General features: G+C 72.3%; 24 protein-coding genes. 16 read left to right on the forward strand and 8 right to left on the reverse strand.

Annotated features, from left to right (window positions below):
• Window positions 1–53 precede the first annotated feature (53 nt).
• The 3 genes from ACFUO4_RS43560 (at window position 54) to ACFUO4_RS43570 (ending at window position 2,368) form a co-directional block, all read left to right on the forward strand.
• A complete protein-coding gene (locus ACFUO4_RS43560; protein WP_383496246.1) occupies window positions 54–1,409 on the forward strand; it encodes a peptidase C39 family protein in 1,356 nt (451 codons plus the stop codon).
• Window positions 1,410–1,493: 84 nt separating this feature from the next.
• Entirely contained in the window at window positions 1,494–1,640 is a 147-nt protein-coding gene (locus ACFUO4_RS43565; protein WP_128112099.1) for an SCO1431 family membrane protein, read from the forward strand.
• Between the two features lie 65 nt (window positions 1,641–1,705).
• The gene (locus tag ACFUO4_RS43570) at window positions 1,706–2,368 is read left to right on the forward strand and encodes a TetR/AcrR family transcriptional regulator (protein ID WP_079308780.1); all 663 of its coding nucleotides are present in this window, start codon (window positions 1,706–1,708) and stop codon (window positions 2,366–2,368) included.
• Between the two features lie 51 nt (window positions 2,369–2,419).
• Here the strand turns inward: ACFUO4_RS43570 and ACFUO4_RS43575 are convergent, their stop codons facing one another.
• Entirely contained in the window at window positions 2,420–3,655 is a 1,236-nt protein-coding gene (locus tag ACFUO4_RS43575) for a glycoside hydrolase family 18 protein (protein ID WP_079308781.1), read from the reverse strand.
• Window positions 3,656–3,991: 336 nt separating this feature from the next.
• Here ACFUO4_RS43575 and ACFUO4_RS43580 point away from each other — a divergent pair, with 336 nt between their 5' ends.
• From ACFUO4_RS43580 to ACFUO4_RS43590, 3 genes are all read left to right on the forward strand, one after another.
• Window positions 3,992–5,164 carry an acyl-CoA dehydrogenase family protein gene (locus ACFUO4_RS43580; RefSeq protein ID WP_079308782.1) on the forward strand — a complete coding sequence of 391 codons (1,173 nt, stop codon included), beginning with the start codon at window positions 3,992–3,994 and terminating at the stop codon, window positions 5,162–5,164.
• Between the two features lie 339 nt (window positions 5,165–5,503).
• A complete protein-coding gene (locus tag ACFUO4_RS43585; RefSeq protein WP_383496253.1) occupies window positions 5,504–6,604 on the forward strand; it encodes a hypothetical protein in 1,101 nt (366 codons plus the stop codon).
• Between the two features lie 47 nt (window positions 6,605–6,651).
• The gene (locus ACFUO4_RS43590) at window positions 6,652–7,746 is read left to right on the forward strand and encodes a phosphotransferase family protein (RefSeq protein ID WP_383496256.1); all 1,095 of its coding nucleotides are present in this window, start codon (window positions 6,652–6,654) and stop codon (window positions 7,744–7,746) included.
• A gap of 21 nt (window positions 7,747–7,767) precedes the next feature.
• Here the strand turns inward: ACFUO4_RS43590 and ACFUO4_RS43595 are convergent, their stop codons facing one another.
• The gene (locus ACFUO4_RS43595; protein WP_079308785.1) at window positions 7,768–8,202 is read right to left on the reverse strand and encodes a hypothetical protein; all 435 of its coding nucleotides are present in this window, start codon (window positions 8,200–8,202) and stop codon (window positions 7,768–7,770) included.
• Window positions 8,203–8,470: 268 nt separating this feature from the next.
• Between ACFUO4_RS43595 and ACFUO4_RS43600 the strand changes: the two genes are divergently transcribed.
• The 4 genes from ACFUO4_RS43600 to fxsA all read left to right on the forward strand — a co-directional run bounded on the left by ACFUO4_RS43600 (window position 8,471) and on the right by fxsA (window position 12,527).
• Window positions 8,471–8,911: an Lrp/AsnC family transcriptional regulator gene (locus ACFUO4_RS43600; protein WP_004002750.1), complete on the forward strand. Its 441-nt coding sequence runs from the start codon at window positions 8,471–8,473 to the stop codon at window positions 8,909–8,911.
• A 47-nt stretch (window positions 8,912–8,958) separates the two neighbouring features.
• Entirely contained in the window at window positions 8,959–10,557 is a 1,599-nt protein-coding gene (locus ACFUO4_RS43605; protein WP_383496260.1) for an amidohydrolase, read from the forward strand.
• Between the two features lie 536 nt (window positions 10,558–11,093).
• On the forward strand, window positions 11,094–11,888 hold the full coding sequence (locus ACFUO4_RS43610; protein ID WP_128112100.1) for a polyprenol monophosphomannose synthase: 795 nt from the start codon (window positions 11,094–11,096) through the stop codon (window positions 11,886–11,888).
• Window positions 11,889–11,972: 84 nt separating this feature from the next.
• Window positions 11,973–12,527, forward strand: coding sequence for an FxsA family membrane protein (fxsA, locus tag ACFUO4_RS43615; RefSeq protein WP_079308787.1), 555 nt, complete (start codon window positions 11,973–11,975; stop codon window positions 12,525–12,527).
• A 123-nt stretch (window positions 12,528–12,650) separates the two neighbouring features.
• Here the strand turns inward: fxsA and ACFUO4_RS43620 are convergent, their stop codons facing one another.
• The 4 genes from ACFUO4_RS43620 to ACFUO4_RS43635 all read right to left on the reverse strand — a co-directional run bounded on the left by ACFUO4_RS43620 (window position 12,651) and on the right by ACFUO4_RS43635 (window position 16,087).
• The gene (locus ACFUO4_RS43620; RefSeq protein ID WP_003977404.1) at window positions 12,651–13,025 is read right to left on the reverse strand and encodes an RNA polymerase-binding protein RbpA; all 375 of its coding nucleotides are present in this window, start codon (window positions 13,023–13,025) and stop codon (window positions 12,651–12,653) included.
• A 255-nt stretch (window positions 13,026–13,280) separates the two neighbouring features.
• Window positions 13,281–14,615, reverse strand: coding sequence for an MFS transporter (locus ACFUO4_RS43625; protein WP_383496265.1), 1,335 nt, complete (start codon window positions 14,613–14,615; stop codon window positions 13,281–13,283).
• Window positions 14,616–14,669: 54 nt separating this feature from the next.
• Window positions 14,670–15,437, reverse strand: a complete 768-nt coding sequence (locus ACFUO4_RS43630; RefSeq protein WP_383496268.1) for a glycerophosphodiester phosphodiesterase — start codon at window positions 15,435–15,437, stop codon at window positions 14,670–14,672.
• Complete coding sequence (locus tag ACFUO4_RS43635) at window positions 15,434–16,087, reverse strand: YitT family protein (protein ID WP_383496271.1); 654 nt, start codon at window positions 16,085–16,087, stop codon at window positions 15,434–15,436. Before ACFUO4_RS43635 ends, ACFUO4_RS43630 begins: the two co-directional genes overlap by 4 nt.
• Window positions 16,088–16,186: 99 nt before the next feature.
• On the opposite strand from ACFUO4_RS43635, the gene ACFUO4_RS43640 reads away from it, so the two are divergent.
• On the forward strand, window positions 16,187–17,686 hold the full coding sequence (locus ACFUO4_RS43640) for a PLP-dependent aminotransferase family protein (protein WP_383496275.1): 1,500 nt from the start codon (window positions 16,187–16,189) through the stop codon (window positions 17,684–17,686).
• Between the two features lie 107 nt (window positions 17,687–17,793).
• Here the strand turns inward: ACFUO4_RS43640 and ACFUO4_RS43645 are convergent, their stop codons facing one another.
• Together ACFUO4_RS43645 and ACFUO4_RS43650 are read right to left on the reverse strand one after the other, a co-directional pair.
• Window positions 17,794–19,356, reverse strand: coding sequence for a hypothetical protein (locus tag ACFUO4_RS43645; RefSeq protein WP_383496277.1), 1,563 nt, complete (start codon window positions 19,354–19,356; stop codon window positions 17,794–17,796).
• A 67-nt stretch (window positions 19,357–19,423) separates the two neighbouring features.
• The gene (locus ACFUO4_RS43650; protein ID WP_059196315.1) at window positions 19,424–19,618 is read right to left on the reverse strand and encodes a hypothetical protein; all 195 of its coding nucleotides are present in this window, start codon (window positions 19,616–19,618) and stop codon (window positions 19,424–19,426) included.
• A gap of 260 nt (window positions 19,619–19,878) precedes the next feature.
• Here ACFUO4_RS43650 and ACFUO4_RS43655 point away from each other — a divergent pair, with 260 nt between their 5' ends.
• The 5 genes from ACFUO4_RS43655 to ACFUO4_RS43675 all read left to right on the forward strand — a co-directional run bounded on the left by ACFUO4_RS43655 (window position 19,879) and on the right by ACFUO4_RS43675 (window position 25,381).
• The gene (locus ACFUO4_RS43655; protein WP_079308792.1) at window positions 19,879–20,271 is read left to right on the forward strand and encodes an ankyrin repeat domain-containing protein; all 393 of its coding nucleotides are present in this window, start codon (window positions 19,879–19,881) and stop codon (window positions 20,269–20,271) included.
• Between the two features lie 301 nt (window positions 20,272–20,572).
• Complete coding sequence (locus tag ACFUO4_RS43660; protein ID WP_383496282.1) at window positions 20,573–21,994, forward strand: HEAT repeat domain-containing protein; 1,422 nt, start codon at window positions 20,573–20,575, stop codon at window positions 21,992–21,994.
• A gap of 158 nt (window positions 21,995–22,152) precedes the next feature.
• Entirely contained in the window at window positions 22,153–23,280 is a 1,128-nt protein-coding gene (locus ACFUO4_RS43665) for a glycosyltransferase family 4 protein (protein WP_383496285.1), read from the forward strand.
• On the forward strand, window positions 23,277–24,548 hold the full coding sequence (locus tag ACFUO4_RS43670; protein ID WP_383496288.1) for a glycosyltransferase: 1,272 nt from the start codon (window positions 23,277–23,279) through the stop codon (window positions 24,546–24,548). The genes ACFUO4_RS43665 and ACFUO4_RS43670 overlap by 4 nt, the downstream gene beginning before the upstream one ends.
• Entirely contained in the window at window positions 24,545–25,381 is an 837-nt protein-coding gene (locus ACFUO4_RS43675; protein ID WP_383496291.1) for an SGNH/GDSL hydrolase family protein, read from the forward strand. Before ACFUO4_RS43670 ends, ACFUO4_RS43675 begins: the two co-directional genes overlap by 4 nt.
• Window positions 25,382–25,405: the final 24 nt, after the last annotated feature.

Raw genomic sequence — 25,405 nt, forward strand, 5'->3', positions numbered from 1 at the left:
TAACGGGCAGTGGACCTGCCTGAACTCGGACACACTTGGGGGTCGTTCCGCCCATGAGCAGAGCCGAACAGCCGTCCCGGAGAACCGTTCTGACCGCCGCGGTCGTCGCCGCGGTCGCGGGCAGCGCGGGCCCGGCCGTCGCCACGAGCGGTGCCGGAGGTCCCGCCCAGGCTTCCGCCCGCCTCGTCGACAACCGTTTCTGGACGTCGTACGCCGACTGGCGCGGCGGTCTCGCGAAGGGCACGCGGGCCGTCGCGGGCGCCCGTCCGGGCCTGGTCATCGGGACCGCCGCGGGCACCGTCGGGTACACCGACCCGCACACCGGCAAGACGGCCGACTGGGAGTACGCGAGCTGGACGTCCCCCGTCCACAAGCTCGCCGTCCCCTCGACCGAGGCGATCGCGTCCTGGAACGCGCACACCCCGGACGGCACCTGGCTCCAGGTGGAGCTGAAGGGCACGTACTCCGACGGCACCGACACCCCCTGGTACGTCATGGGCCGCTGGGCGGCCGGGGACCAGGACATCCGGCGGACCTCGGTGGACGACCAGACGGACGACAAGAGCAGCATCTGGACGGACACCTTCGCGATCGACGACCCGGCGTCGGGGCTGCGCCTCACCTCGTACCGCCTGCGGCTGACCCTCTACCGCAAGCCGGGCACCAAGAAGACCCCCACGGTCTGGCGGCTCGGCGCCATGGGCTCCGACATCCCCGACCGCTTCACCGTCCCGGCCTCCACACCGGGGCTGGCCCAGGAGCTGAGCGTCCCGCGGTACTCGCAGGAGATCCACGCCGGCCAGTACCCCGAGTACGACAACGGCGGCGAGGCCTGGTGCAGCCCCACCTCCTCGCAGATGATCATCGAGTACTGGGGCGGCCGGCTCACCCCGGAGCAACTGGCCTGGGTCGACCCGACCTACGCCGATCCGCAGGTGTGCCACGCGGCCCGGTACACGTTCGACTACCAGTACGCGGGCTGCGGCAACTGGCCCTTCAACGCGGCCTACGCGGCCACCTTCGACGGCCTCCAGGGCGTGGTCACCCGGCTCGGCTCGCTCACCGACCTGGAGACGCTGATCGCGGCCGGCATCCCGGCCATAACGTCCCAGTCCTTCCGGAAGGACGAGCTCACCGGGGCGGGGTACGGCACCTCGGGGCACCTGATGACCGTCATCGGCTTCACCGCCGAGGGCGATGTGATCGCCAACGACCCGGCCTCGCCGAGCGACGAGGCGGTGCGCAGGGTCTACAAGAGGGCCGAGTGGGAGAACATCTGGCTCAGGACCAAGCGGTACAACGCCAGCGGCAAGGTGGTCTCCGGCACCGGCGGCGTCTGCTACCTGTACTTCCCGGCCAGGCCGACCCCGCGGCAGTGCAAGGCGCTCGCGGCGGTGGGCGTGCGCTGAGGCGGAGCGGGGCCCCGGTGCGCGCCGGGGCCCTGTGACCAAGGTCTCGGCCGCAAAAGCCCCGGTCGGTGGCAAGGTGGACGAATGACCGCACCAGCAGCCACCGCCGCCCGGGCCCGCACCCGCACCGGCGGTCCCCAGGACAACGGCCCGAAGGTTTTCGAACACATCGCGGGCTGGACGCTCGTCGTGGTGATCGCCATGCTCGTCACCCAGCTCGGTCTTCTGTGACCTGACTCCTGCTTGACCTGACATACTGCGGGTGTCCCACCATCAGCCCGAGACCAGGGTCGAAATTGAATATCAGTGATCAGCGTGCGGCCGCCCGGCCCCGGGCGCGCGGCACCGAGCGCTCGGTCGCACGCCGCGCCGAACTCATCGCGATCGGGCGGCGGTTGTTCGCCGACAGGTCGTACGACGCGCTCTCCATGGACGACATCGCCCGTCAGGCGCACGTCGCCAAGGGGCTGATCTACTACTACTTCCAGTCCAAGCGCGGTTACTACCTGGCGATCATCCAGGACTCCGTCGCCGACCTGGTCACCTTCGCGGCGAGCGGCCTCCAACTGCCCCAGGTGGACCGGGTCCAGCGCACGATCGACAGCTATCTGCGCTACGCCGAGCACAACCAGGCCGCGTACCGCACGGTGGTCAGCGGCGGCGTCGGCTTCGACACCGAGGTGCACGCCATCCGGGACGGGGTGCGCGAGGCGATCGTCGCGACCATCGCCGAAGGCGCCTACGGCCGCACCGACATCGCCCCGCTGGCCCGGATGGGCCTGCTCGCCTGGGTGTGCAGCGTCGAGGGCGCCACCCTCGACTGGATCGACCGCCCCGAACTGCCCCGCGACACCATGCGCGAACTCCTGGTGAAGACCCTGGGCGGCGCGATGCGCGCCATCGAGGAACTCGACCCGTCCTACCCGGCCCCGGAGCCGGCCCGCCGCGACGAGGCCTGAGCGAAGGGCGGAGGCTTCCGCGCCTCCGCCCCGACGTCCCTGCCCCTGACGTCAGTTGATCGCCTTGATCAGCTCACCGCCCGTGGTGTCCCCGCTCAGCTCCCAGAAGAAGGTGCCCCCGAGGCCCTGCTGGTTCTTGTACGTCATCTTCGTCGCGATGGTGGCGGGGGTGTCGTAACTCCACCAGTTGGTCCCGCACTTGGCGTACGCGGTGCCGGCCACGGTCCCGGTCGCCGGGCACTTCGACTTCAGCACCTTGTAGTCCTCGATGCCCTGCTCGTACGTCCCCGCCGCCGGGCCGGTCGCCGTGCCGCCGGGGGCCGACTGGGTCACGCCGGTCCAGCCGCGGCCGTAGAAGCCGATCCCGAGCAGCAGCTTCGAGGCCGGGATGCCGAGGCCCTTGAGCTTGGCGATGGTCGCCGACGTGTAGTAGTTCGCCGTCGGGATGCCCGAGTAGGAGGTGAGCGGCGAGTGCGGTGCCGTCGGGCCGGTCGAGGCCCAGGCGCCGAAGTAGTCGTACGTCATCGGGTTGTACCAGTTGACGTACTGGGCCGCGCCCGCGTAGTTCGCCGCGTCGATCTTGCCGCCCGAGGTGGCGTCGGCGGTGATGGCCGCGGTGACCAGCGCACTGCTCCCGAACTTCGAACGCAGCGCCGCCATCAGGTTCTTGAACGCCTCCCGGCCGCTGGTGTCACAGGTGTTGCCGCACGCGTTCGGGTACTCCCAGTCGATGTCGATGCCGTCGAAGACGTCGGCCCACTTGGAGTTCTCGACCAGGTCGTAGCAGGACTGCGCGAACGCGGCCGGGTTCTTCGCGGCCTCGCCGAAGCCGCTCGACCAGGTCCAGCCGCCGAAGGACCAGAGGACCTTGAGGCCCGGGTGCTTCTTCTTCAGCTCCCGCAGCTGGTTGAAGTTGCCGCGCAGCGGCTGGTCCCAGGTGTCGGCGACACCGTCCACCGACTCGGCGGCGGTGTAGGTCCGGTCGGTCGCCGCGTAGGAGTCGCCCATGGCGCACTTGCCGCCGGTGACGTTGCCGAAGGCGTAGTTGATGTGCGTGAGCTTGGCCGCGGAGCCGGACGTCTCGATGTTCTTGACGTAGTACTTGCGGTCGTAGGTGCCCCATTCGGTGAAGTAGCCGACGACCTTGGATGCCTGGAGAGCGGGCGCGGCGGCGGGCTCGGCGGTCGCGGTGCCCGCTCCGGCCAGCAGCCCGGCGCCGAGGACCGCGCAACAGGCGGCCGACACGAGCGCCCGGAAGCGGGTGCGGGGACGTGGGGAGATGTGCATCGGGTGTCTCCTCGTGGGGGAGAGGGGAGCGTGCGCCGATTGGCATGAACGCGGTAAGGCGTTGGTCCGTCACGGTAGGAGGACTAGACCAGTACGTCAATGGTTCGGACCAATTTCGTGCTCCTCGAGCCCTGCTCCAGGTTTCCTGAAGTAAGCGGTCGTTAACTGGTGACTCGGTGCCGCCGATCGGGCATACTCACAGCGCAGAGCCGCTGGTCAGCAGCTTCCGAGACCCGGGGGTGCGAGCATCGGCACAGCCCTCAGCCAGACCCCGGCGGAGTCGCCCCACCCAAGGCGCGCGTCCGTCGATGTGCCCGACAGGAGGAGAGCGTCGCCATGCCTGAGCGCGCCCCGCAGCCGGTGGACCGGCAACTGCCCACGGACGAGGCCCGGGACCTGATCTCGCTCGTCCGCGACATCGCGCAGCGAGAGATCGCCCCCAAGGCGGCCGAGGAGGAGGACGCGGGACACTTCCCGCGCGAGGTCTTCACCCTGCTCTCGGAGTCCGGACTGCTCGGACTGCCCTACGACGCCGAGTACGGCGGCGGCGACCAGCCGTACGAGGTCTACCTCCAGGTCCTCGAGGAACTCGCCGCGGCCCGGCTCACCGTCGGCCTCGGGGTCAGCGTGCACACCCTCGCCTCCTACGCCCTCGCCGCCTACGGCAGCAAGGAGCAGCAGGTCGAGCACCTGCCCGCGATGCTCGGCGGCGGCCTCCTCGGCGCGTACTGCCTCTCCGAACCGGCGTCCGGCTCGGACGCCGCGTCCCTGCGGACCAGGGCGGTCCGGGACGGCGACGACTGGGTCATCACCGGCACCAAGGCCTGGATCACGCACGGCGGCATCGCCGACTTCTACACCGTCATGGCCCGCACCGGCGAGGAGGGCGCCCGCGGGATCACCGCCTTCCTGGTGCCCGGTGACGCGGCGGGCCTCAGCGGGGCCCTGCCGGAGAAGAAGATGGGCATGAAGGGCTCGCCCACCGCCCAGGTCCACCTCGACGGCGTGCGCGTCGGCGACGACCGGCGGATCGGCGACGAGGGCCAGGGCTTCGCGATCGCCCTGTCCGCACTGGACTCCGGGCGGCTCGGCATCGCGGCCTGCGCGATCGGCGTGGCCCAGGCGGCGCTGGACGCGGCCGTGGGGTACGCGACGGAGCGGCGGCAGTTCGGCAAGCCCATCGCCGACTTCCAGGGGCTGCGCTTCATGCTCGCCGACATGGCGACCCAGATCGAGGCGGGCCGCGCCCTGTACCTGTCGGCGGCGCGGCTGCGGGACGCGGGCCGGCCCTTCGCCAAGCAGGCGGCCATGGCCAAGCTGCACTGCACGGACACGGCGATGAAGGTCACCACGGACGCCGTCCAGGTCCTCGGCGGGTACGGCTACACCGCGGACTTCCCGGTGGAGCGCTACATGCGCGAGGCCAAGGTCCTGCAGATCGTCGAGGGCACCAACCAGATCCAGCGGATGGTCATCGCCCGTCACCTGGCGGGGCCGGAGACGCGCTGAACTGGCCGGGTCTGACCTGCGGCGCCGCGAGCCGGACCCACTCCGGGTCGTGGCGCCCGGGCAGGGTCCGGCCCCGGTCGGCCCACGCCCGCATCAGGTCGCGGTAGATCGGCGGGTCCGGCTGCTGTGGCGGCGGAACCGATTCTGCGGGCGGTGGCACGAACACCCGGTGCTGACGCCCGGTCGCTGAATATGTGGGGGTCATACCAGGGCAACGCGGGGCGGTCGGGCAGGTCACCCGTGGGCGGAATCGAGCGTGAGTTCACGGGCGTCTCCGGGTCTGGCCTCCGACGGATGTCTGACGTACCGTCAGCCCAGCCGTCTCCAGGGAGGCTTGCCGTGGCCGACGACCGCCCCGTACCGCTCGACGAGTACCCGGTGCACCAGGTGCCCCTCTCCATGAAGCACGTGGCGACCGGCGACCGGAACGCCTACGACCGCTGCATCTTCCACGTCCTCGACCACGAGGGCCGTGCGCTGCTGATCCTCGGACTCGGGGTGTATCCGAACCTGGGTGTGATCGACGCGTACGCCACCTTGCGCACCGGTCAGGTCCTGCACGCGGTGCGCGCCTCGGACGCGCTCGGCGAGGACCGGATGCGGCTCGCCGTCGGCCCGCTGAGGATCGAGGTCGAGGACCCGCTGCGGCGGCTGCGACTGGTCTGCGACGACGACTCGTTGTCGTACGACCTCTCCTGGACCGCCGACTTTCCGGCCCTCTGGGAACCGCACCACGTCCAGCGCCGCGGCGACCGGCTCACCCTGGAAGGGCGGCGGTTCGTGCAGGCGGGGAGCGTGGCGGGTGTCGTGCGCGCGGCCGGCGAGGAGTTCCGGGTCACGCCGGAAGGGTGGACCGGCACCCGGGACCGCAGCTGGGGTGTGCGGCCGATACCGGGCGAGGAAGGCGGCCGGCTCGCGACGGAGCATCCCACCGAGGGCTTCCACTGGATCTGGTGCCCCGTCCGATTCGCGGACCGCTTCCTGATGGTGATCGTCCAGGAGGACGCCGACGGCTACCGCACCCTCAACGACGCCACCCTCGTCCGCCCCGGCCACCGGGACCGCCAACTCGGCTGGCCCCAGACCGAGATCACCTACCGCCCCGGCACCCGCCACCCCGAGCGAGCGCTCATCCACCTCGGAGACCCGCGCAAGCCCCAGGAGCTGGAGGTGGAGATCCTCACCTCCTCCCCGCTCGCGCTCGGCGCCGGCTACCCGCCCGCCGACGACTGGCAGCACGGCACCTGGCGCGGCCGCGGCTGGACCGACGGCCGTACCTACGACCTCACTGAGCCGCACCCCCTGGCCGCGTACGGGGTCACCGACCACGCCGCCCGCTTCCGCCTCGACGGACAGGTGGGCCACGGCATTTTCGAGCACGGCTCGTTCGGACGGCACGACCCGAGCGGCTTCAGCGGCTTCGACTCCGTCGCCCGGTAGACGGCTGCGCCACGTCCATCTCCGTCGTCCCACAAGGGGGTTGCCCCATGGCCACGGCACCTCGGCCCCGTACGACCACCCGTGACCCGGAGGATCTCGCCCGCCGTCTGACCGCCTGGCTCGACACCCGGCTGCCCGGCGCGAAGGCGGTCGGCGTCACCGTCCCCACCTCCAACGGCATGTCCAGCGAGACGCTCCTCTTCGACATCGAGCATCCCGAACCGCCCCTGCGCGCCTGCGCGTTGAGGCTCGCGGCAGACCCGGCGGCGTACACCGTCTTCCCGGTCTACGACATGGTCCGCCAGTACCGGACGATGCGGGTGGTGGGGGAGCACTCCGACCTGCCCGTGCCGAAGGTGCTGTGGCTGGAGGAGGAGTCCGGCCCGCTCGGTGCGCCCTTCTTCGTGATGGAGCGCGTGGCGGGCCGCGTCCCGCCGGACGTCATGCCGTACACGTACGAGGGCAACTGGCTGCACGCGGCGACCGACGAGGAGCGGGAGGGCCTGGAGGCGGCCTCCGTGGGGCTGTTGGCCCGACTGCACGACCAAGTGCCTTCGGCGGAAGCCCAGTTCCTGGCACTCCCCGGGGAGGGCGACGCGCTGCGCCGCCACGTCACCGCCCAACGGGCCTACTACGACTGGGTCGTCGACGGTGTCGCCCGCTCACCGCTCATCGAGGCGGCCTTCGACCGCCTGGAGGAGACATGGCCGCGCGAACCCGGCCCGCCCGTCCTCAACTGGGGCGACGCGCGCATCGGGAACGTCGTCTACGACGGCTTCACCCCCGCCGCTGTCCTCGACTGGGAGATGGCCGCGCTCGCCCCGCGCGAGGTCGACCTCGGCTGGACCGTGTATCTGCACCGCTTCTTCCAGGACCTCACCGAGGCCTTCGGTCAGCGCGGACTGCCGGACTTCCTGCGCCGCGACCGCATCGAGGCGCGCTACGTCGAACTCACCGGCCACGCCCCGCGCGACATGGACTTCTACACCCTGTACGCCGCGCTGCGGCAGGCGATCGTCATGCTGCGCGTCGCCTACCGGCAGGTGCACTTCGGTGAAGTCGCCGTCCCGGCCGACCCGGACACACTGATCCTGCACCACGGCAGTCTGCGCGCCATGGTGCAGGGCAGCTACTGGGATTGACCGGTGCCTCGGAGAGCGCGCTCAGGCGGCCTGGCGCCGCATCGCGGGGACCCTGATGGGGCGCGAGCCCGGTCCGCCGACGTGCGAGAAGGGCTGGGTCCGCCAGTCGAGACCCTGAGGGAGTGTCAACAGCAGCGCGGTGTCCTGCTCCTGGGGCTGCACGTCCTCGTCGGCCGGACGCGCATCGGCGGCACGGCGGCCGGTACCGGCGCAGACCGTGAGACCGAAGGGGTTCCAGGGCGAGGCGCACAGCGCGTGCTCCGGAAGCACCTCCTCGTCCGCCAGGAGGGCGATGGGCTGCGCGCAGTCAGGGCAGACCACCCGGAACATCTCGAAGGTGTCGTACGCGTCGAGTTCGTCGTCGAGGGCGTCGGGTTCGACGCCCTCCGGCTCGGGCTCGGCGACCGCCTGGAGTCGCTTGGGTGCGGTACGACCAGGGCGCTTAAGACTCTGCATGGGATTCTCCCCCTCGGGCTGGGCCGTGAAGGCGCTGCGGCCTCGACCACAGCAAGCACTTCCCGCCCCGTCTCGGCGGTAATCACGAGAACATCACGGAGACCGTTCGGGGGCTGTGGCGTTCGTCACATGCCGCATGCAGGTGCCCGGCGCGGCCGTTTTGTCCCTCAGTCGGCGCACAGGACCCTCTCGGCCACATCACGAACCGGACATGACCTGGGGCGCTGAGGTATCGGAGGAGATCACGCGGGCTGTAAGTTCTTGCGTCATGGAGGAGCTGGACCGTCAGATCGTGCAGCTGCTCGTCAAGGACGGGCGGATGAGCTACACAGACCTAGGCAAGGCCACGGGCCTGTCCACGTCGGCCGTGCACCAGCGGGTGCGCCGGCTGGAGCAGCGTGGCGTCATCCGTGGATATGCCGCGGTCGTCGACCCGGAGGCCGTCGGGCTGCCCATGACCGCCTTCATCTCGGTGAAGCCGTTCGACCCCAGCGCCCCCGACGACATCGCGGACCGCCTGGCCGGCGTGCCCGAGATCGAGGCCTGCCACAGCGTCGCGGGCGACGAGAACTACATCCTCAAGGTGCGGGTGGCCACCCCGCACGAGCTGGAGGAACTGCTGGCGCGGCTGCGGTCGCTGGCAGGAGTCTCGACCCGGACCACGGTGGTGCTGTCGACGCCCTACGAGGCCCGGCCTCCCCGTATCTGACCCACCTGCGTGCGGGGCGGTCCCCGCCAGGCGCGAGACTGTTCCCCATGAGTGAGTCCACCGCCGCGCCCAAGACCGTCCTGCTCCGCCGAGGAGAGGTCCACAGCCCCGCCGACCCCTTCGCCACCGCGATGGTCGTCGAGAGCGGCCAGGTCGCCTGGGTGGGCTCCGAAGGCGCCGCGGACGCCTTCGCGGACGGTGTCGACGAGGTCGTCGACCTCGACGGTGCCCTGGTCACCCCCGCGTTCACCGACGCCCACGTCCACACCACCGCCACCGGCCTCGCCCTCACCGGCCTCGACCTGTCCGACGCGCCCTCCCTGGAGGCGGCCCTCGCCCTCGTACGGGACTTCGCCGCCGCCCGCCCGCAGGACCGCGTCCTGCTCGGCCACGGCTGGGACGCCGCCCGCTGGCCCGGTGGACGCCCGCCCACGCGCGCGGAACTCGACGCCGCCACCGGCGGCCGCCCCCTCTACCTCTCCCGCATCGACGTCCACTCGGCGGTCGTGACGACGGCCCTGCTCGACATGACGTCCCTCGGGCACGTCGACGGCCCGCTCACCGCCGACGCCCACCACGCCGTGCGCGCCACCGCGCTCGGGGCCATCACCCCCGCCCAGCGCGTCGAGGCCCAGCGCACCGCCCTCGCCCACGCGGCCTCCCTCGGCATCGGATCGGTGCACGAGTGCGCCGGGCCGGACATCTCCTCCGAGGACGACTTCACCGGGCTGCTGCGGCTCGCCGCCGAGGAGGCCGGCCCGCGCGTCGTCGGCTACTGGGCCGAGCGGGACGTCGAGAAGGCGCGCGAGCTGGGCGCGCTCGGCGCCGCGGGAGACCTCTTCGTCGACGGCGCCCTCGGCTCCCACACCGCCTGTCTGCACGGCCCCTACAGCGACGCCGAGCACACCGGCACCGCCTACCTGGACGCTGCCGCCGTCGCCGCCCACGTCGCCGAATGCACCGAGGCGGGTCTCCAGGCGGGCTTCCACGCGATCGGCGACGCCGCCGTCACCGCGGTGACCGAGGGCGTGCGCGCCGCCGCCGAGAAGGTCGGCCTGGCCCGCGTCCGCGCCGCCCGGCATCGCATCGAGCACGCCGAGATGCTCACGCCGGAGACGATCGGCGCCTTCGCCGAGCTGGGCCTCACCGCCTCCGTGCAGCCCGCGTTCGACGCGCTGTGGGGCGGCGAGGAGGGCATGTACGCGCAGCGCCTGGGCGCCGAGCGGGCCCGCACCCTGAACCCCTTCGCGGCCCTCCTGCGGGCCGGCGTACCGCTGGCCTTCGGCTCCGACAGCCCGGTCACCCCGCTCGACCCCTGGGGCACCGTCCGCGCCGCCGCCTTCCACCGCACTCCCGAGCACCGGATCTCGGTCCGCGCCGCGTTCACGGCCCACACGCGGGGCGGCTGGCGGGCGATCGGCCGGGACGACGCGGGCGTCCTGGTGCCGGGCGCACCGGCCGACTACGCGGTCTGGCGCACCGACGAGCTGATCGTCCAGGCCCCGGACGACCGCGTCGCCCGCTGGTCCACCGACCCCCGCTCCGGCACCCCCGGCCTGCCCGACCTCTCCCCGGGCGCCGACCTGCCCGTCTGCCTGCGCACGGTGGTGGGCGGACGGACGGTGTTCGTGCGGCCGAGCGAGTGATCTCCCGGGGTGGCGCGGCTCCCAACGGCTGCCGCCGCCCCGTCTCGCGACCTGCGCATCCTCGGCACTGACCTGGGCATTGAGGAAAGACGCGCAGGTCAAACGGCTGTTGACAGGCGACGGCAGGGGGCCGGTAGGTTCGGCCCAGTCCACCACCGGACGCCCTACCGGGGAACGTCCGCGAACTCGTCGCCGCGCCGCTGGGTCAGGGACGGTGTGCCGCACCGGGGCACCGCCACTGGCAGCCAGGCTCAGCGCCCGCGCCGCTGCGAGGGAACGTTCCGGCCGGTCGGGGAGGTGTGACCCGGGTGGGGCCCGGGCGCTCAGTAGACAACGGCTTTCGGTCGACCCGCAGCCAGCGGGTCCCAGGTCGGCCCGAAGGGCGCCGGGCCCCCATCCGCCGCACGCACAGATGCCGAAGCCGTCGCCCTTACCCACCTCTTGTTAAAACGACACCACCATACGAACGTCCTGTCACGTCGTCGTACGTGCCGCCGACTATGGTGGACCCCTGCGTACGGACTGAAGGGGCAGTAGTGAACGACGGCGACGGGACCCTCGCGGGGAGGCAGTTCGGCCCGCTCGGCACGGCCTTGGTGATCATCCCGACCTACAACGAGGCCGAGAACATCAAGAAGATCGTGGCCCGGGTCCGCAAGGCGGTTCCCGAAGCGCACGTCCTGGTCGCCGACGACAACAGCCCGGACGGCACCGGCAAGCTCGCCGACGAGCTCGCCGCCACCGACGACCACGTCCAGGTCCTGCACCGCAAGGGCAAGGAGGGCCTCGGCGCCGCCTACCTCGCGGGCTTCCGCTGGGGTCTGGACAACGGCTACGGCGTCCTGGTCGAGATGGACGCCGACGGCTCCCACCAGCCCGAGGAACTGCCCCGCCTGCTGACCGCCCTCAAGGGTGCCGACCTCGTCCTCGGCTCCCGCTGGGTGCCGGGCGGCCGGGTCGTGAACTGGCCCAAGTCCCGCGAGTTCATCTCCCGCGGCGGCAGCCTCTATTCGCGGGTCCTGCTCGACGTCCCCATCCGCGACGTCACCGGCGGCTACCGCGCTTTCCGCCGCGAGACCCTGGAGGGCCTCGGCCTCGACGAGGTCGCCTCCCAGGGCTACTGCTTCCAGGTCGACCTGGCCCGCCGCGCGATCAAGTCCGGCTACCACGTCGTCGAGGTGCCCATCACGTTCGTCGAGCGCGAACTCGGCGACTCCAAGATGAGCCGCGACATCCTCGTGGAGGCCCTGTGGCGGGTCACCACCTGGGGCGTGGGGGAGCGGGTCGGCAAGGTGCTGGGCCGCGACAAGAGCCCGGGCGACAAGGCCTGACCTCGGACGTCCTACGGCCCCACGGGGCCCCCGGTGGATCGTCCCCTTATCCCGTGTTGAGCCGTGCCCAGGCACACTGGACGCATGACGAGTGGCGCTTCGACCCCCACGTACCCCGCCCGACCCCCGCGCTCCCGGCTGCGCACGTTCCTGCCGCTGGGGATCGCGGCGTGGCTGGTGCTGGAGATCTGGCTGCTGACCGTGGTCGCCGGCGCCGCGACCGGGTTCACGGTGTTCCTGCTGCTACTCGCCGGGCTCGTGCTCGGCGCGGTGGTCATCAAGCGGGCGGGCCGCCGGGCCTTCCAGAACCTCAACGAGACGCTCCAGCGCGGTACCGCCCCGTCCCGCGGCGGGGGCAACGGCCTGATGATGCTGGGCGGCCTGCTCCTGATGATCCCGGGCCTGATCTCGGACGTGGTCGGCCTGGTGCTGCTGATCCCGCCGGTCCAGAAGGCCCTCAGCCGCTACACGGAGCGGACGGTCGAGCGCCGGCTGCGGGAGGCCGCCCCGGGCACCCTGGGTGACGCCTTCCAGCAGGCCCGGATGCACCGCCCCGACGGCAAGGTGGTCCAGGGCGAGGTCATCCGGGACGAGCCGGGCCGGGCCTCCGAGGAGCCGCGCCCGCCGCTGACGGGCTGACGGCACCGCGACAGCACTGCGGGCGACGGCACGCGGACATGACTGCGGGCGCCGTACATGAGATTCATGTACGGCGCCCGCAGTCATGTCGTGCGCTGTGTTTACCCGCTCAGACCCTGGGGGCTATGCGGACTTGCGGCTGTCGCGCGGGTGAACGGCGATGTTCATCGCCCCCGAGCGGAGAACCGCCAGACGCTCCTCGAGGACCTCTTCGAGTTCCTCGCGGGTGCGCCGCTCCATCAGCATGTCCCAATGCGTACGCGCGGGCTTGGCCTTCTTCTCTTCAGGGCCGTCGCCGTCAACGAGGAGTGCCTGGGCCCCGCAGACCTTGCACTCCCACTCCGGCGGGATCTCCGCCTCGACCGAGAAGGGCATCTCAAACCGGTGCCCCTTCTCGCATGCGTACTCCACGGCCTGGCGCGGGGCCAGGTCGATGCCGCGGTCCGTCTCGTAGCTGGTCACCACGAGGCGCGTGCCGCGAAGAGCTCGCTCACTCATGAATCGTGCCTCCCGGGCTTGTCGCCCACAGGACAGGTGTCGCTGTCGTCGTCATCCGGTCAACGTCCGGTCGGCGGTAAAGATTCCCGTTCCGGGTCATGCGTCGCCGTCGTAGCCGCCCCTTGTTGTACCCACCGGCGCCCGGTTTGTCACATCTGCTAGCAGATGTCACCCAGCGTTTCGGCATCTTTGACGCGCAGTAACGGTACGCCAGGCAGGCCAAACGCGTACACTACCGCCCTTTGCCGTCGAACGCTAAATCTTCTCCGGAACGGCGTTGCCCGCGTCGCGGATCGCCTGCCGCACCGGAACCCGCGCGAGCAGGACGAACCCGAGCGCGAAGAAGGCGACCAGGGAGATGATCGCGTCCCGGTAGCTTCCGGTGAGCTGGTAGGTGATCCCGAACAGCAGGGGCCCCAGCCAGCTCATGCCCCGGTCGCTCATCTCGTACGCCGAGAAGTATTCGGCCTCCTTGCCCGGCGGTACGAGATGGGAGAACAGGGAGCGGGACAGGGCCTGGCTGCCGCCGAGGACGAGGCCGATCCCGGCGGCCAGCACGAAGAACCACACCGGTGCTCCGGCGGGCAGGAAGTACCCGGCCGCCAGGGTCACCGTCCATGCCACGAGCGAGCCGAGGATCGTCCGCTTGGCGCCGTGGGTGCGGGCCAGCCGGCCCATGCCGAGCGCGCCCGCGACGGCCAGCACCTGGACGAGCAGCACTGCCCCGATGAGCGTCGACTGGCCGAGGTCCAGTTCCTCGGAGCCGTAGATCGACGCCTGGGAGATCACGGTCTGGATGCCGTCGTTGTAGACGAGGTACGCCAGCAGGAAGGCGAGCGTCAGCGGGTGGCGGCGCATGTCGCGGACGGTTGCCGCCAGTTGCCGGAAGCCCGGGGCGGTCGCCTCCTTCGCCGGGGTCCGGCGGTCGCGCAGCCGTCGTAGCGGTACGAGTGTGAAGGCGCCCCACCACAGACCCGCCGAGGCCAGGCAGATCCGGACGGCCATGCCCTCGGACAGACCGAAGGAGTCGTGGGCGGTGTAGAGGACCAGGTTCACGACCAGGACGAGGGAGCCCGCCGCGTAGCCGAAGGCCCAGCCGCGCGAGGAGACCGCGTCGCGTTCCTCGGGCGGGGCGATCTGCGGGAGGTACGAGTTGTAGAGCATCGTCCCGACAGCGGACGCCGCGTTCGCGACGATCAGCAGCAGACCGCCCAGGAGGTAGCGGTCGCCGCCGAGGAAGAACATCGCCGTCGTGGCCGCGGCGCCCGTGTAGGCGGCGGCCGCCAGGAGCGGCTTCTTGCGGCCCGTGCGGTCGGCCGCCGCGCCGACCAGGGGCATCAGCAGCACCGCCACGATCACCGACAGGGACACCGAGTACGCGAAGAACGACCCCGCGCGGACCGGGACACCCAGGGGGTGGACATAGCCGTCCGCGTCGGCGGCGTCCTCGGCGACCGACGTCAGATAGGGGCCGAGGAACACGGTGAGCACGCTCGTCGAGTAGACGGAGCACGCCCAGTCGTAGAAGTACCAGCCGCGCTGCTCGCGCCGCCGGTCGGCGGCCTCCGTCACCAGGGTCTCCGTGCCCATCCCGCCCCTCGCTGGTCCCGCGCGCGGGTGGGGGTTCCGGGGGCGGGAGGTCGGTCAGACCCAGACGCCGCGGTCCTCCATGACCTTGCGCAACGTGTCGATGTGATCGGTCATGATGCCATCGACTCCCAGGTCCAGAAGACGGTGCATGCGGTCGGGATCGTTGATGGTCCACACGTGCACGTGCAGCCCGCGCGCGTGGGCGGCGCGGACGAAGCGGTGGTCCACGACCTGGATGCCCGACTGGGTCTCCGGCACCTGGGCGGCGACCGCGGAAGCGCGCAGCGCGGCGGGCACCCCCCAGGACCGCATCCGCAGATTGAGGACGCCCCGGGTGCCGTACGACGTCGCCAGGCGCGGGCCCGCCAGCCGCTGGGCACGCACGACCCGCGCCTCGGAGAACGAGCCGACGCAGACGCGGTCCCAGGTGCCGGTGCGCTCGATCAGGTCCAGCAAGGGGTGCAGCGCCGACTCGGCCTTGAGGTCGACGTTCCAGCGGGCGTCGGGGAACGTCTCCAGGAGCTCCTCGAACAGGGGTACCGGCTCCTTGCCCGCCACGCGCGCGTGGCTCACCTCCGCCCAGGGCAGGTCCGCGATCCGGCCCGCCCCGTCGGTCACCCGGTCCAGGGTCGCGTCGTGGAAGGCGACGAGCTTCCCGTCCGCCGTGGCGTGGACGTCGGTCTCCAGATAGCGGTAGCCCGTCTCCACCGCCCGCCGGAACTGCAGCAGGGTGTTCTCCAGACCGTCCGCCGCGCCGCCCCGGTGGGCGAAGGGGATCGGGCCGGGGTGGTCGAGGTACGGGTGACGTATCCGGGTGCTCACCGACGCAGTATGGCTCTGCGGGGTTGCCCGCCGGCAACGACCGTGCTGCGGTCCGGTGCCGAGGGAACATCGAACAACCGCAGGAACACCTGAGCCAGCGGGCCGATCGAGACCGCGTACAGCACGGTCCCGACACCGATCGTGCCGCCGAGCAGGAAGCCCGTCGCGACGACCGCGATCTCGACGGCCGTCCGCATCAGCCGGATCGAGCGCCCCGTGCGCCGGTGCAGACCGGTCATCAGGCCGTCCCGGGGGCCGGGGCCGAAGCGGGCGGCGATGTAGAGGCCGGTGGCCGCTCCGTTGAGGACGATGCCGGCGACGAGCAGAGGGATCCGCACGGCCAGGGTGTGGACCTCGGGAACGGCCGCGAGGGTCCCGTCCATGGCCACGCCGATCACGAAGACATTGGAGACGGTGCCGAGGCCGGGCCGCTGACGCAGCGGGATCCACAGGAGCAGCACCGCCGCGCCCACGATGATCGACACGACACCGATCGTCAGGCCGGTCAGTTCGGCGAGGCCCTGGTGCAGCACGTTCCAGGGCTCCAGCCCCAGGCCCGCCTCGACGAGCAGCGCCGAACTCGCACCGTAGAGGACGAGACCTGTGTACAGCTGGATCAGCCGACGCCCGAGTCGGCGCTGGGTGGACAAGTGGTGCCCCCTGTGGTCGTGGTGGCCTGGTCCATGACACCCTGGGGCTTGGGTGGAAGCATCATCCATGGCCAATTCGGGGAAGGTGGACTGATTTCCATGGCGCAGTGGACCTCGGCGGTGGGACCGGCGCAGCTCGCCCGGCTGCTCAACTCCCAGCAGGACCGCCCGGCAGGCCCCGGCACCCGCCGCCCGCCCGCCTACCGCGCACTCGCCGACGGCATCCGGTTGCTGGTCCTCGAGGGCCGCGTCCCGGTGGCCGCCCGCCTGCCCGCCGAACGCGAACTGGCCCTCGCCCTGTCCGTCAGCCGTACGACGGTGGCGGCGGCCTACGAGGCACTGCGCACCGAGGGATTCCTGGAGTCCCGGCGCGGGGCGGGGAGCTGGACGGCCGTACCGGCCGGCAACCCGCTGCCCGCCCGGGGCCTTGAACCCCTGCCGCCCGAGGCGCTCGGCTCGATGATCGACCTCGGCTGCGCGGCCCTGCCCGCGCCCGAGCCGTGGCTGACCCGTGCGGTGCAGGGCGCCCTGGAGGAACTGCCGCCGTACGCCCACACGCACGGCGACTATCCCGCCGGGCTGCCCGCGCTGCGCTCGATGATCGCCGACCGGTACACCGCGCGAGGCATTCCGACCATGCCCGAGCAGATCATGGTGACGACCGGCGCGATGGGCGCGATCGACGCCATCTGCCATCTCTTCGGGGGCCGGGGCGAGCGCATCGCCGTCGAGTCGCCGTCGTACGCCAACATCCTCCAGCTGATGCGGGAGGCGGGGGCGCGGCTGGTGCCGGTCGCGATGGCCGAGGGGCTGGCCGGCTGGGACATGGACCGCTGGCGGCAGGTGCTGCGGGACGCGGCACCCCGGATCGCCTACATCGTCGCCGACTTCCACAACCCGACCGGCGCGCTCGCCGACGACGACCAGCGGCGGCAGCTGGTGGACGCGGCGCGCTCCGCGGGGACCGTGCTGGTCGCCGACGAGACCATGACGGAGCTGTGGCTGGACGAGGACGTCGAGATGCCACGGCCGGTGTGCGGCTTCGACCCCGCCGGGTCCACCGTGATCACCGTCGGCTCGGCCAGCAAGGCGTTCTGGGCCGGGATGCGGATCGGGTGGGTGCGGGCGGCGCCGGACGTGATCCGCAGCCTCGTCGCCGCGCGGGCCTATGCCGATCTGGGGACGCCGGTGCTGGAGCAGCTGGCCGTGAACTGGCTGTTCAGCACGGGGGGTTGGGAGCAGGCGGTGGATGTCCGGCGGGTGCAGGGGCGGGAGAACCGGGACGCCTTGGTGGCGGCGGTGCGCCGGGAGCTGCCGTCGTGGGAGTTCGACGTGCCGCGCGGTGGGCTGACGCTGTGGGTGAGGGCGGGCGGCCTGTCCGGGTCGCGGCTGGCCGAGGCGGGGGAGCGGGTCGGGGTGCGGGTGCCGTCCGGGCCGCGCTTCGGGGTCGACGGGGCCTTCGAGGGGTATGTGCGGCTGCCGTTCACGGTGGGGGGCGCGGTCGCCGACGAAGCCGCCGCGAGGCTGGCCGCGGCGGCACGGATCGTGGAGAGCGGGGGGACGGGAGGCGGGGAGGCGCCGCGTACGTTTGTGGCCTAGGGGCACCTGTCGTTTTTGGGGGCGCGGGGCTGTGTCGATTTGCGGCTACCGCCGCGTGGGCGCGAGCAGCCCCCACGCACCCGCAGCCGCACGGCTGCCGCAACCACCTACGGCGCTTCTGCGACCACTGCCTCCACCGGAACGGACTCCGCGTCCACCGGCGTCGTCCTGGGCGGCAGCAACGCCAGCACCGCTTGCCGGTCCGCCTCACTCGTCTCGTCGTCGTACGGGTCCGGTGTCGACGGCACCTGGAGCCGATGCACCGGCCCCGTACCGAGGCGGGCATAACCCCGGCCCGGCGGGACGTCGGAGACCGGCGTGGTGTGCGGGGGAGCGCCCAGCACCGCTTCCACCTGCCCGGGCGTCGCCGGGCCGAGGACGACCCGCGCGCGGGTGTGCTGCCGTACCGCGTCACTCAGTACGTCCGCGCTGTCGAACTGGTCGGCCACGACCACGGTGACGCAGGCCGCCCGGCCGTGGCGCAGCGGGACCTGGAGGAGGGACTGCGGGTCCCGGTGGCCGTCGGCCGCGGCCAGGTGGGTGAAGGCGCTGGGGCGGTCCAGGAGGATCCACAGGGGGCGCCGGGTGTCGTCCGGCGGCGGGTGGCCCGCCTGGCGGGCGCGGTTCATGGCGATCAGGCGCCGCTCGGTCTCGGTGGCGGCCCATTCGAGGCTCGCCAGCGCGCCGGTGAGCCCGGACTCGACCGCCAGGACGCCGTCCCGGCCGGTCAGGCACGCGTACTCGCCGGTGCCGCCGCCGTCGACGATGACGACGTCACCGTGGGGCAGCGCCTGGAGGGCGATGGAGCGCAGCAGGGTCGAGGTGCCGGTGCCCGGCTGGCCCATGACCAGCAGATGGGGTTCCGTGGAGCGGACGCCGGTGCGCCAGACGACGGGGGGTACGTCGCGCTGCTCCTCGCCGTGGGTGAGGGGCAGGGTGCGCTGGACCTCGGTGGGGTCGGTGAAGCCGAGGACCGTCTCGCCGGGGGCCGTGACGAATCGCTGGGCGACGATGTCGGTGGGCAGCGCGGGCAGGACGGTGACGGAGAGCTGGTTGCCCTCCTCGTCCCAGGCGAAGCGGTACTCGCGGCCGCGGCCCGACTTGGCGTGCAGCAACTGCTCGATGCGCGCGCGTGCGTCGGCCTCGCCGTCCGTGAAGTAGGCGGGGTAGCGGATCACGAGCTGGGTGATGCGGCTCGTCTCGTCGAACTCGTACTCAGGGAAGGCCTTCTCCCACTCGCCGCCGTGGGCGTAGAGCGGAGCGGGGTCCTCGGCCGTCGAGAAGTACGGCACCAGGGCCTCGTAGAGGGACTTCAGCCGCTGGGTCTGCGACTCGTCCGGGCCTTCCGGCGCGGGCGGGGTGCGGTCCCGGCCCTGCCATGCTGCCGCCGCCATCAGGACGATGACGGCGAGCAGCGGACCGTACGGCACCAGGGCCACGACCAGGACCACCGACGCCACCAGGAAAAGCAGCGGCCCGCGCTTGTCCTTGGGGGTGTCGGCCCACTTGCGCCGCCCGGCCGAGGCCAGCCGGCGCAGTCCGCGGGTGATCGTGATCAGCGGGTGGAGGACGTCGGTGGCGCTGTCGGCCGCCGTCCGGGCCAGCTCCCGGCTCCGGGCGATCTGCGCGCTGCCTGTGCTCAGGATGCGGGGGAGGGGGCGCCGGGCCACTGCAGTCTCCTGAAAGTGCGTACGGAAGGGAGGGACGCCTGGGGAAGGGGCGTCAGAAGAAGCGGCGTCAGAACTTGATGCCGCCGAGCAGGCTCGCCAGGCTCTCCCCGCCGGCTCTGATGCTCGGAGCGATGGCGGTGCTCGCGAGGTAGAAGCCGAAGAGGGCGGCGACAAAGGCGTGCGACGCCTTGAGTCCGTCCTTGCGGAAGAAGAGGAAGACGATGATGCCGAGCAGGACCACGCCTGAGATGGACAGGATCATTTGAGGTCTCCTGGTTCGGGGGGACAGTCACCATGAGTACTTCCAGGCTCACAGGATGTATCCATACGATAAAAGGTGCAACCGGGTGAAATTCGGGATGTTTCACCCACTTGACGGGGGCGGCTTGGGCCGGATGAGCAGGGGACTTGCGCCCGACCGGGTCAGTGGTGATCTTTACCTCCGGCACATCGGGTCATGTGCCGCGCGAGCCAGTACCCTGGCGATTCACCTGAACGGTTGTATGAGAGGCGGTCCGGCCGATGAGTGAAGCCCCCGACCCCGAGGTCGTGGAGCTGGCGACCAAGATCTTCGATCTGGCCCGCAGGGGGCAGACCGAGGCGCTCGTGTCGTACGTCGACGCAGGCGTTCCGGCCAACCTCACCAACGACCGCGGTGACTCCCTCGTGATGCTCGCCGCCTATCACGGCCACGCCGAGGCGGTGCGCGCGCTGCTCGCGCGCGGGGCCGCCGCCGACGAGGTCAACGACCGAGGCCAGACCCCGCTCGCGGGCGCGGTCTTCAAGGGGGAGACGGAAGTGATCAAGGCACTTCTGGAGGGCGGCGCCGATCCGGCCGCGGGGACCCCGTCGGCCGTCGACACCGCTCGGATGTTCGGCAAGGCCGAACTTCTCGAACTGTTCGGCGCACACTGATCCGAACGCTCTGACCAGCGAAAACACAGAAAACGGGGGAGGCGGTACAGGGCCGCCGAAATTTCGGTCGCGGCAGATGTAAGTGCCGAGTCATCATGGCGTCGTGATTCACGGACGCGATGGCTGGGCAGGTGTTGCCGCACCGCGCGGGCCGTGATGCGGCCCGCATGGGCCACCGACGAGAGGCAGAGAGAAATGGTCTACAGCAAGCAGGAAACGGCGGGCGCCCCGACGTGTTGTCACGCGGCCAGGTGAAGCAAGAACCCCGGTTGCGTCGACGCTTGATGTGAGGCTGTTTCCCATGTTCGAACCGGTCATAGCGCCCAGCGGTACGCTGCTCGGCCTGCTCCAGCGGGGCCGCGGCGACGGTACGCTGCACGCGCTCACCGCCCCGCGGGCCGAAGCGCTCGCGGCGCTGAACCACTGTGTGGTGCGGGATCCCCGCCACGACTGGCAGGTGGAGAACCGCTCCCTCTACTACGCCCGGCTCTACCTCGACCTGGGCGGCGAGCTCGACCGCATCGAGGCCCACCTCTTCGACGTCGAGGACCATCTCGACGACGAGGAGTCACGGACGGGCCTCGCCCTGGCGGTCCTCGGGCACCTCGCCTCCTACGGCAGGCGGGACGCGCTCGAACTGCTGCGCAGGTACGCCGCAGCGGGCGCCAACTGGGCCTGGGCCCTGGACGAGCTGGCCCTCAGGGACGACGACGCCGGGCTGCGCGCCCTCGCCGTCCCGGTACTGGCCCGTTTCGGCACCGACGCCGAGGGCGAGGCCGAACTGGCCGCCACCGTGCGCGACGCCTTCGAACCCCGGCCCTGGCGGCTGTGGGCCGAGGATCCGCGCGAAGCGATCGCCACGCGCGTGCGTGCCGCTCAGGAAGCCGGCTGCTTCGACCGCTGGCAACGGCAGATGCGACCTACCGGGCCCCGTCCGGGGTGGAGCGTGCAGGCGGTCTTCGAGTGGGCCGAGCAGGGCGTCGAACGCGGCGCCGCGCTCCATGTCCCCGCCGCGCGCTGCCTCATGGCGGTCGCCGGACCCGAGGACCGGCCCGAGATCGTCGCCGCCGCCAAGGACGGCACCGAGGGAGCCCGCTGCACCGCGCTGCGCTACCTCGCCGACGGCAACGATCCCGACGCACTCGATCTGATCGAGGCAGCCGTGGTCACCGGCTCCGCACCGGTCGTGGAGGCCGCTGTCGACGCCTTCGAACGGATGCGCAGCATCGCCGCCGTCGACCGCGCCCGCAGTTGGGCCCACCGGCCCGATCCGCTGGGCGCCGCCGCCGGACGCATGCTCGCCTGCCGCGGCGGAGCCGAGGACAAGGACCTGGTCCTCGCCGCCCTGCGCGAGGCCGTACGGGGCGAGGGGCCGGACGCACCGACCCTGTGGACCCTCGTCGACGGCACCGGACGGCTCGGCATCGCCTGCGCCGCCCCCGTACTGCGCCATGTCTACCGCGAGACGGCCTCGTCCCATCTGCGCGGCCGGGCCGCCCGGGCCCTCGCCGCCACCGACCCCTCCTTCGCCACCGGCTTCGCCGTCGAATGCCTCTGGGACTGCGAGGAGACCACCCGCGAGATCGCCGCCCGGCACGCCGAGACCGCCGACGCCCGCGTCGTCGAGCAGCTCCGCCGGCTCGCCGCCGACCCGGCCGAGGAGGCCGAGGTCCAGACCGCCGTCCGCAGCCGAATCGGCCCTCCGGACGCCGCAGCCATGTGACGGCACGCCCTCAGGGTGAACTCGGGACGACCCGCGGGTCAGGCGCGTATGGACGGGGCCTGACCTGCGCGGGTGTGCGACGTAACGCTCACGGGACGTTCCCCGTCCGGAAAGATCCACGTTGACGCGTTCACGTCCGGTGCGGCGACAACACCGGTATGCGTGTCGTCATCGTGACCGAATCCTTTCCCCCCGACGTGAACGGCGTGGCCCACTGCGCGCTCCAGACCGCCCGGCACCTCGTGGATCGCGGTCATTCCCCGCTCGTCGTCGCGCCGGCCACCGCGGCCGGTACCGGGCCCGACGCCTCCGCGCCGTGCCCCGTCGTCCGTGTCCCCTCCCTCCCCCTGCCGGGCTACCCCCAGGTCCGGGTCGCCCTCCCCAGCCGGCGCGTCGCCGCGGCCATCGCCGAGCACCGCGCGGACCTCGTCCACCTGGCCAGCCCCTTCGTCCTCGGCGTCCGCGGCATGGCGGCGGCCGCCCGGCTGGGCCTGCCCGCCGTCGCCGTCTACCAGACCGACCTCGCGGGGTACGCCCGCACCTACGTCCACGCGGGCGAGGCGGCCGCGTGGCGCCGCATCCGCTCCGTCCACGCCGCCGCCGACCTCACCCTCGCCCCGTCCAGTGCCGCCGTGCACGACCTGGAGTCCCACGGCGTCCCCCGGGTGCGGCTGTGGCCGCGCGGCGTGGACACCGCCCGCTTCCACCCCGGGCTGCGCGACGAGGCGCTGCGCCGCGAACTCGCCCCGAACGGTGAGCTGATCGTCGGCTACGTCGGCCGGCTCGCCCCCGAGAAGCAGGTCGAGCTGCTGGCAGGCGTGTGCGGTCTGGAGGGCGTCCGCGTGGTCGTGGTGGGCGACGGACCGAGCCGGCCGGCACTGACCGAAGCCCTGCCCGGCGCGGTCTTCCTGGGCCGCCGCACCGGCGACGAACTGGCGCGACTCTTCGCCTCCTTCGACGTCTTCGCACACACCGGCCCCTTCGAGACCTTCTGCCAGACCGTGCAGGAGGCCATGGCCAGCGGCGTCCCCGTGGTCGCGCCCGCGGCCGGCGGGCCGCTCGACCTCGTCGCCCACGGCCGCACCGGGCTGCTGGTGCCGCCGCGCGACGCGGCCGCCGTCCGGGACGCCGTGTGGGCCCTGGCCGCCGATCCCGGACTGCGGGCCGCGTACGGCGCCGCGGGACGGGCGACGGTCGAGGGGCGCACCTGGGCGGCCGTCGGGGATCAGCTGCTGGGGCACTACGCGGGTGTGCTGGCCGGCCGGCGGATGGTGGTGGCGGCATGACCGGTTCATGGACCGAGGGCCGGGGTGAGGTCCGGCCCCTGCGGATCGTCCGGCTCGCGAACTTCGTCGCGCCCGCCTCGGGCGGCCTGCGCACCGCGCTGCGTGAGCTCGGCAAGGGCTACAAGGCCGCCGGACACGAGCCCGTGCTCGTCGTGCCGGGTGAGCGGGTCACCGACGTGGAGACCGAACAGGGGCGGGTGATCACGCTGCCCGGGCCGCTGCTGCCGGGCACCGGCGGCTACCGCGTGCTCGCCGACCGGCGGCGGGTGACCCGGCTCCTGGAGGCGCTGGCCCCCGACCGCCTGGAGGTCTCCGACCGTACGACCCTGAGGTGGACCGGCAGGTGGGCGCGACGCGCGCGGGTGCCGGCCGTGATGGTCTCCCACGAGACCGCCGACGGCGTGCTGCGCACCTGGGGCGTCCCCGAGGGCGCGGCCCGGCGTGCCGCCGACGCGCTGAACGTCCGTACCGCACACACCTACGCGCGCGTGGTGTGCACCACCGAGTTCGCCGAGCGGGAGTTCGTCCGGATCGGCGCGCGCAATGTCGTACGGGCGCCCCTGGGCGTCGACCTGTCCGAACGGCACCCGGCGCTGCGCGACGAGCGGCTGCGTGGCGTCTACGCGCGCGTGGACGAGACGCTGCTGGTGACATGCACCCGGCTGTCGGTGGAGAAACGACCCGGCACCGCGCTGGACGCCCTGGAGGCGCTCGTACGGCGGGGGCGGCGGGCGGTGCTGGTGGTGGCCGGGGACGGGCCCTTGCGGCCGCGGCTCGAACAGCGGGCGCGGGAGCGCGGGTTGCCGGCCGTCTTTCTCGGACACGTCACCGACCGCGGGCTGCTCGGCGCCCTCCAGGCGTCCGCCGACGTGTGCCTGGCCCCCGGGCCCGCCGAGACGTTCGGGCTCGCCGCGCTGGAGGCGATGGCCTGCGGCACGCCCGTCGTCGTGAGCGCCTCCTCCGCGCTGCCCGAGGTGATCGGGGCGGCGGGAGCGGTCGCGGCGGATCACGGAGCCGCCTTCGCGGACGCCGTGGAGATGCTGCTCGACCGTCCCTTCGACGAGCGCCGCAGGGCCGCACGCGCGCGTGCGGAGTGCTTCGGGTGGGGGACGGCCGTGGAGGCGTTCCTCGCCGCGCACGACGCGACGGTGAGGGTGCGTGAGGGCGGCGTACAGCGGGCCGTTCTAGGCGGCGCTCAGGGCGGCTTTCTAGGCGGCGTTCAGGGCGGCGTTCAGGGCGGCGTTCAAGGCGGCGGGGGCTTGCGATGAGACCCCTGCGGTTCGTCGCCCTCGGTGACTCGCTGACCGAGGGGGTGGGCGACCCCGTCGGCGACGGCTGGCGGGGCTGGGCCGCCCTGCTCGCCGAAGGGCTCGGCCCGGCCGTGGAGTTCACCAACCTCGCGGTCGGCGGGGCCCAGACCCGGGACGTGTTGGAACGGCAGCTGCCCGTCGGACTGGCCCTGCGTCCGGACGTCGTGTCCGTCGTCGTCGGCGTCAACGACACCCTCCGCTGCACCTTCGGCATCCACGCCGTGGCCGCCCGGCTCGACGCGGTGTACGCCGCCTTCACCGCGCAGGGAGCGCTGCTGCTCACGGCCTGCTTGCCCGATCCCGGCGCGATGCTCGGGCTGCCGGGGGCGCTGGCGAGCCCGTTGGCCCGGCGGCAGCGGGCGGTCAACTCCGTGGTCCACGCGCTGTCGGAGCGGTACGGGGCGGCGCATCTGCACGCCGCCGAAGGGGCCTGGGTCACCGACCGCGCGATGTGGAGCGCGGATCGGCTCCACCCGGGTGAGCGGGGGCACCGGCAGCTGGCCGTACGGTTCCACGCGGTGCTGGCGGAGGCCGGGCTCGCGACGGGGGCGGCGCCTTCGCCCGACCCCGAGTTCGCGCGGCCCACCAAGTCGGCGAGTCTGTGGTGGCTGGCCACGGCGGGGACGGGATGGGTCGCCCGGCGGTGCACGGATCTTTTGCCGCAGTTGCTTCGGCTCGCGGTGGACGAGATGCGTCATCGGGTTCGGGGGACGAGCGCGCGGCTGGATCTCGGCGCGACTGCGGCGGTTTCTGCTGCTTTGTCCGCACTGTCCGTGCCGGAGGCGGCGTAGTGGTCTTCACCGGGAGCGCGTGGG

The organism is Streptomyces sp. NPDC057280 (genome assembly GCF_042668605.1).
Classification (GTDB): domain Bacteria; phylum Actinomycetota; class Actinomycetes; order Streptomycetales; family Streptomycetaceae; genus Streptomyces.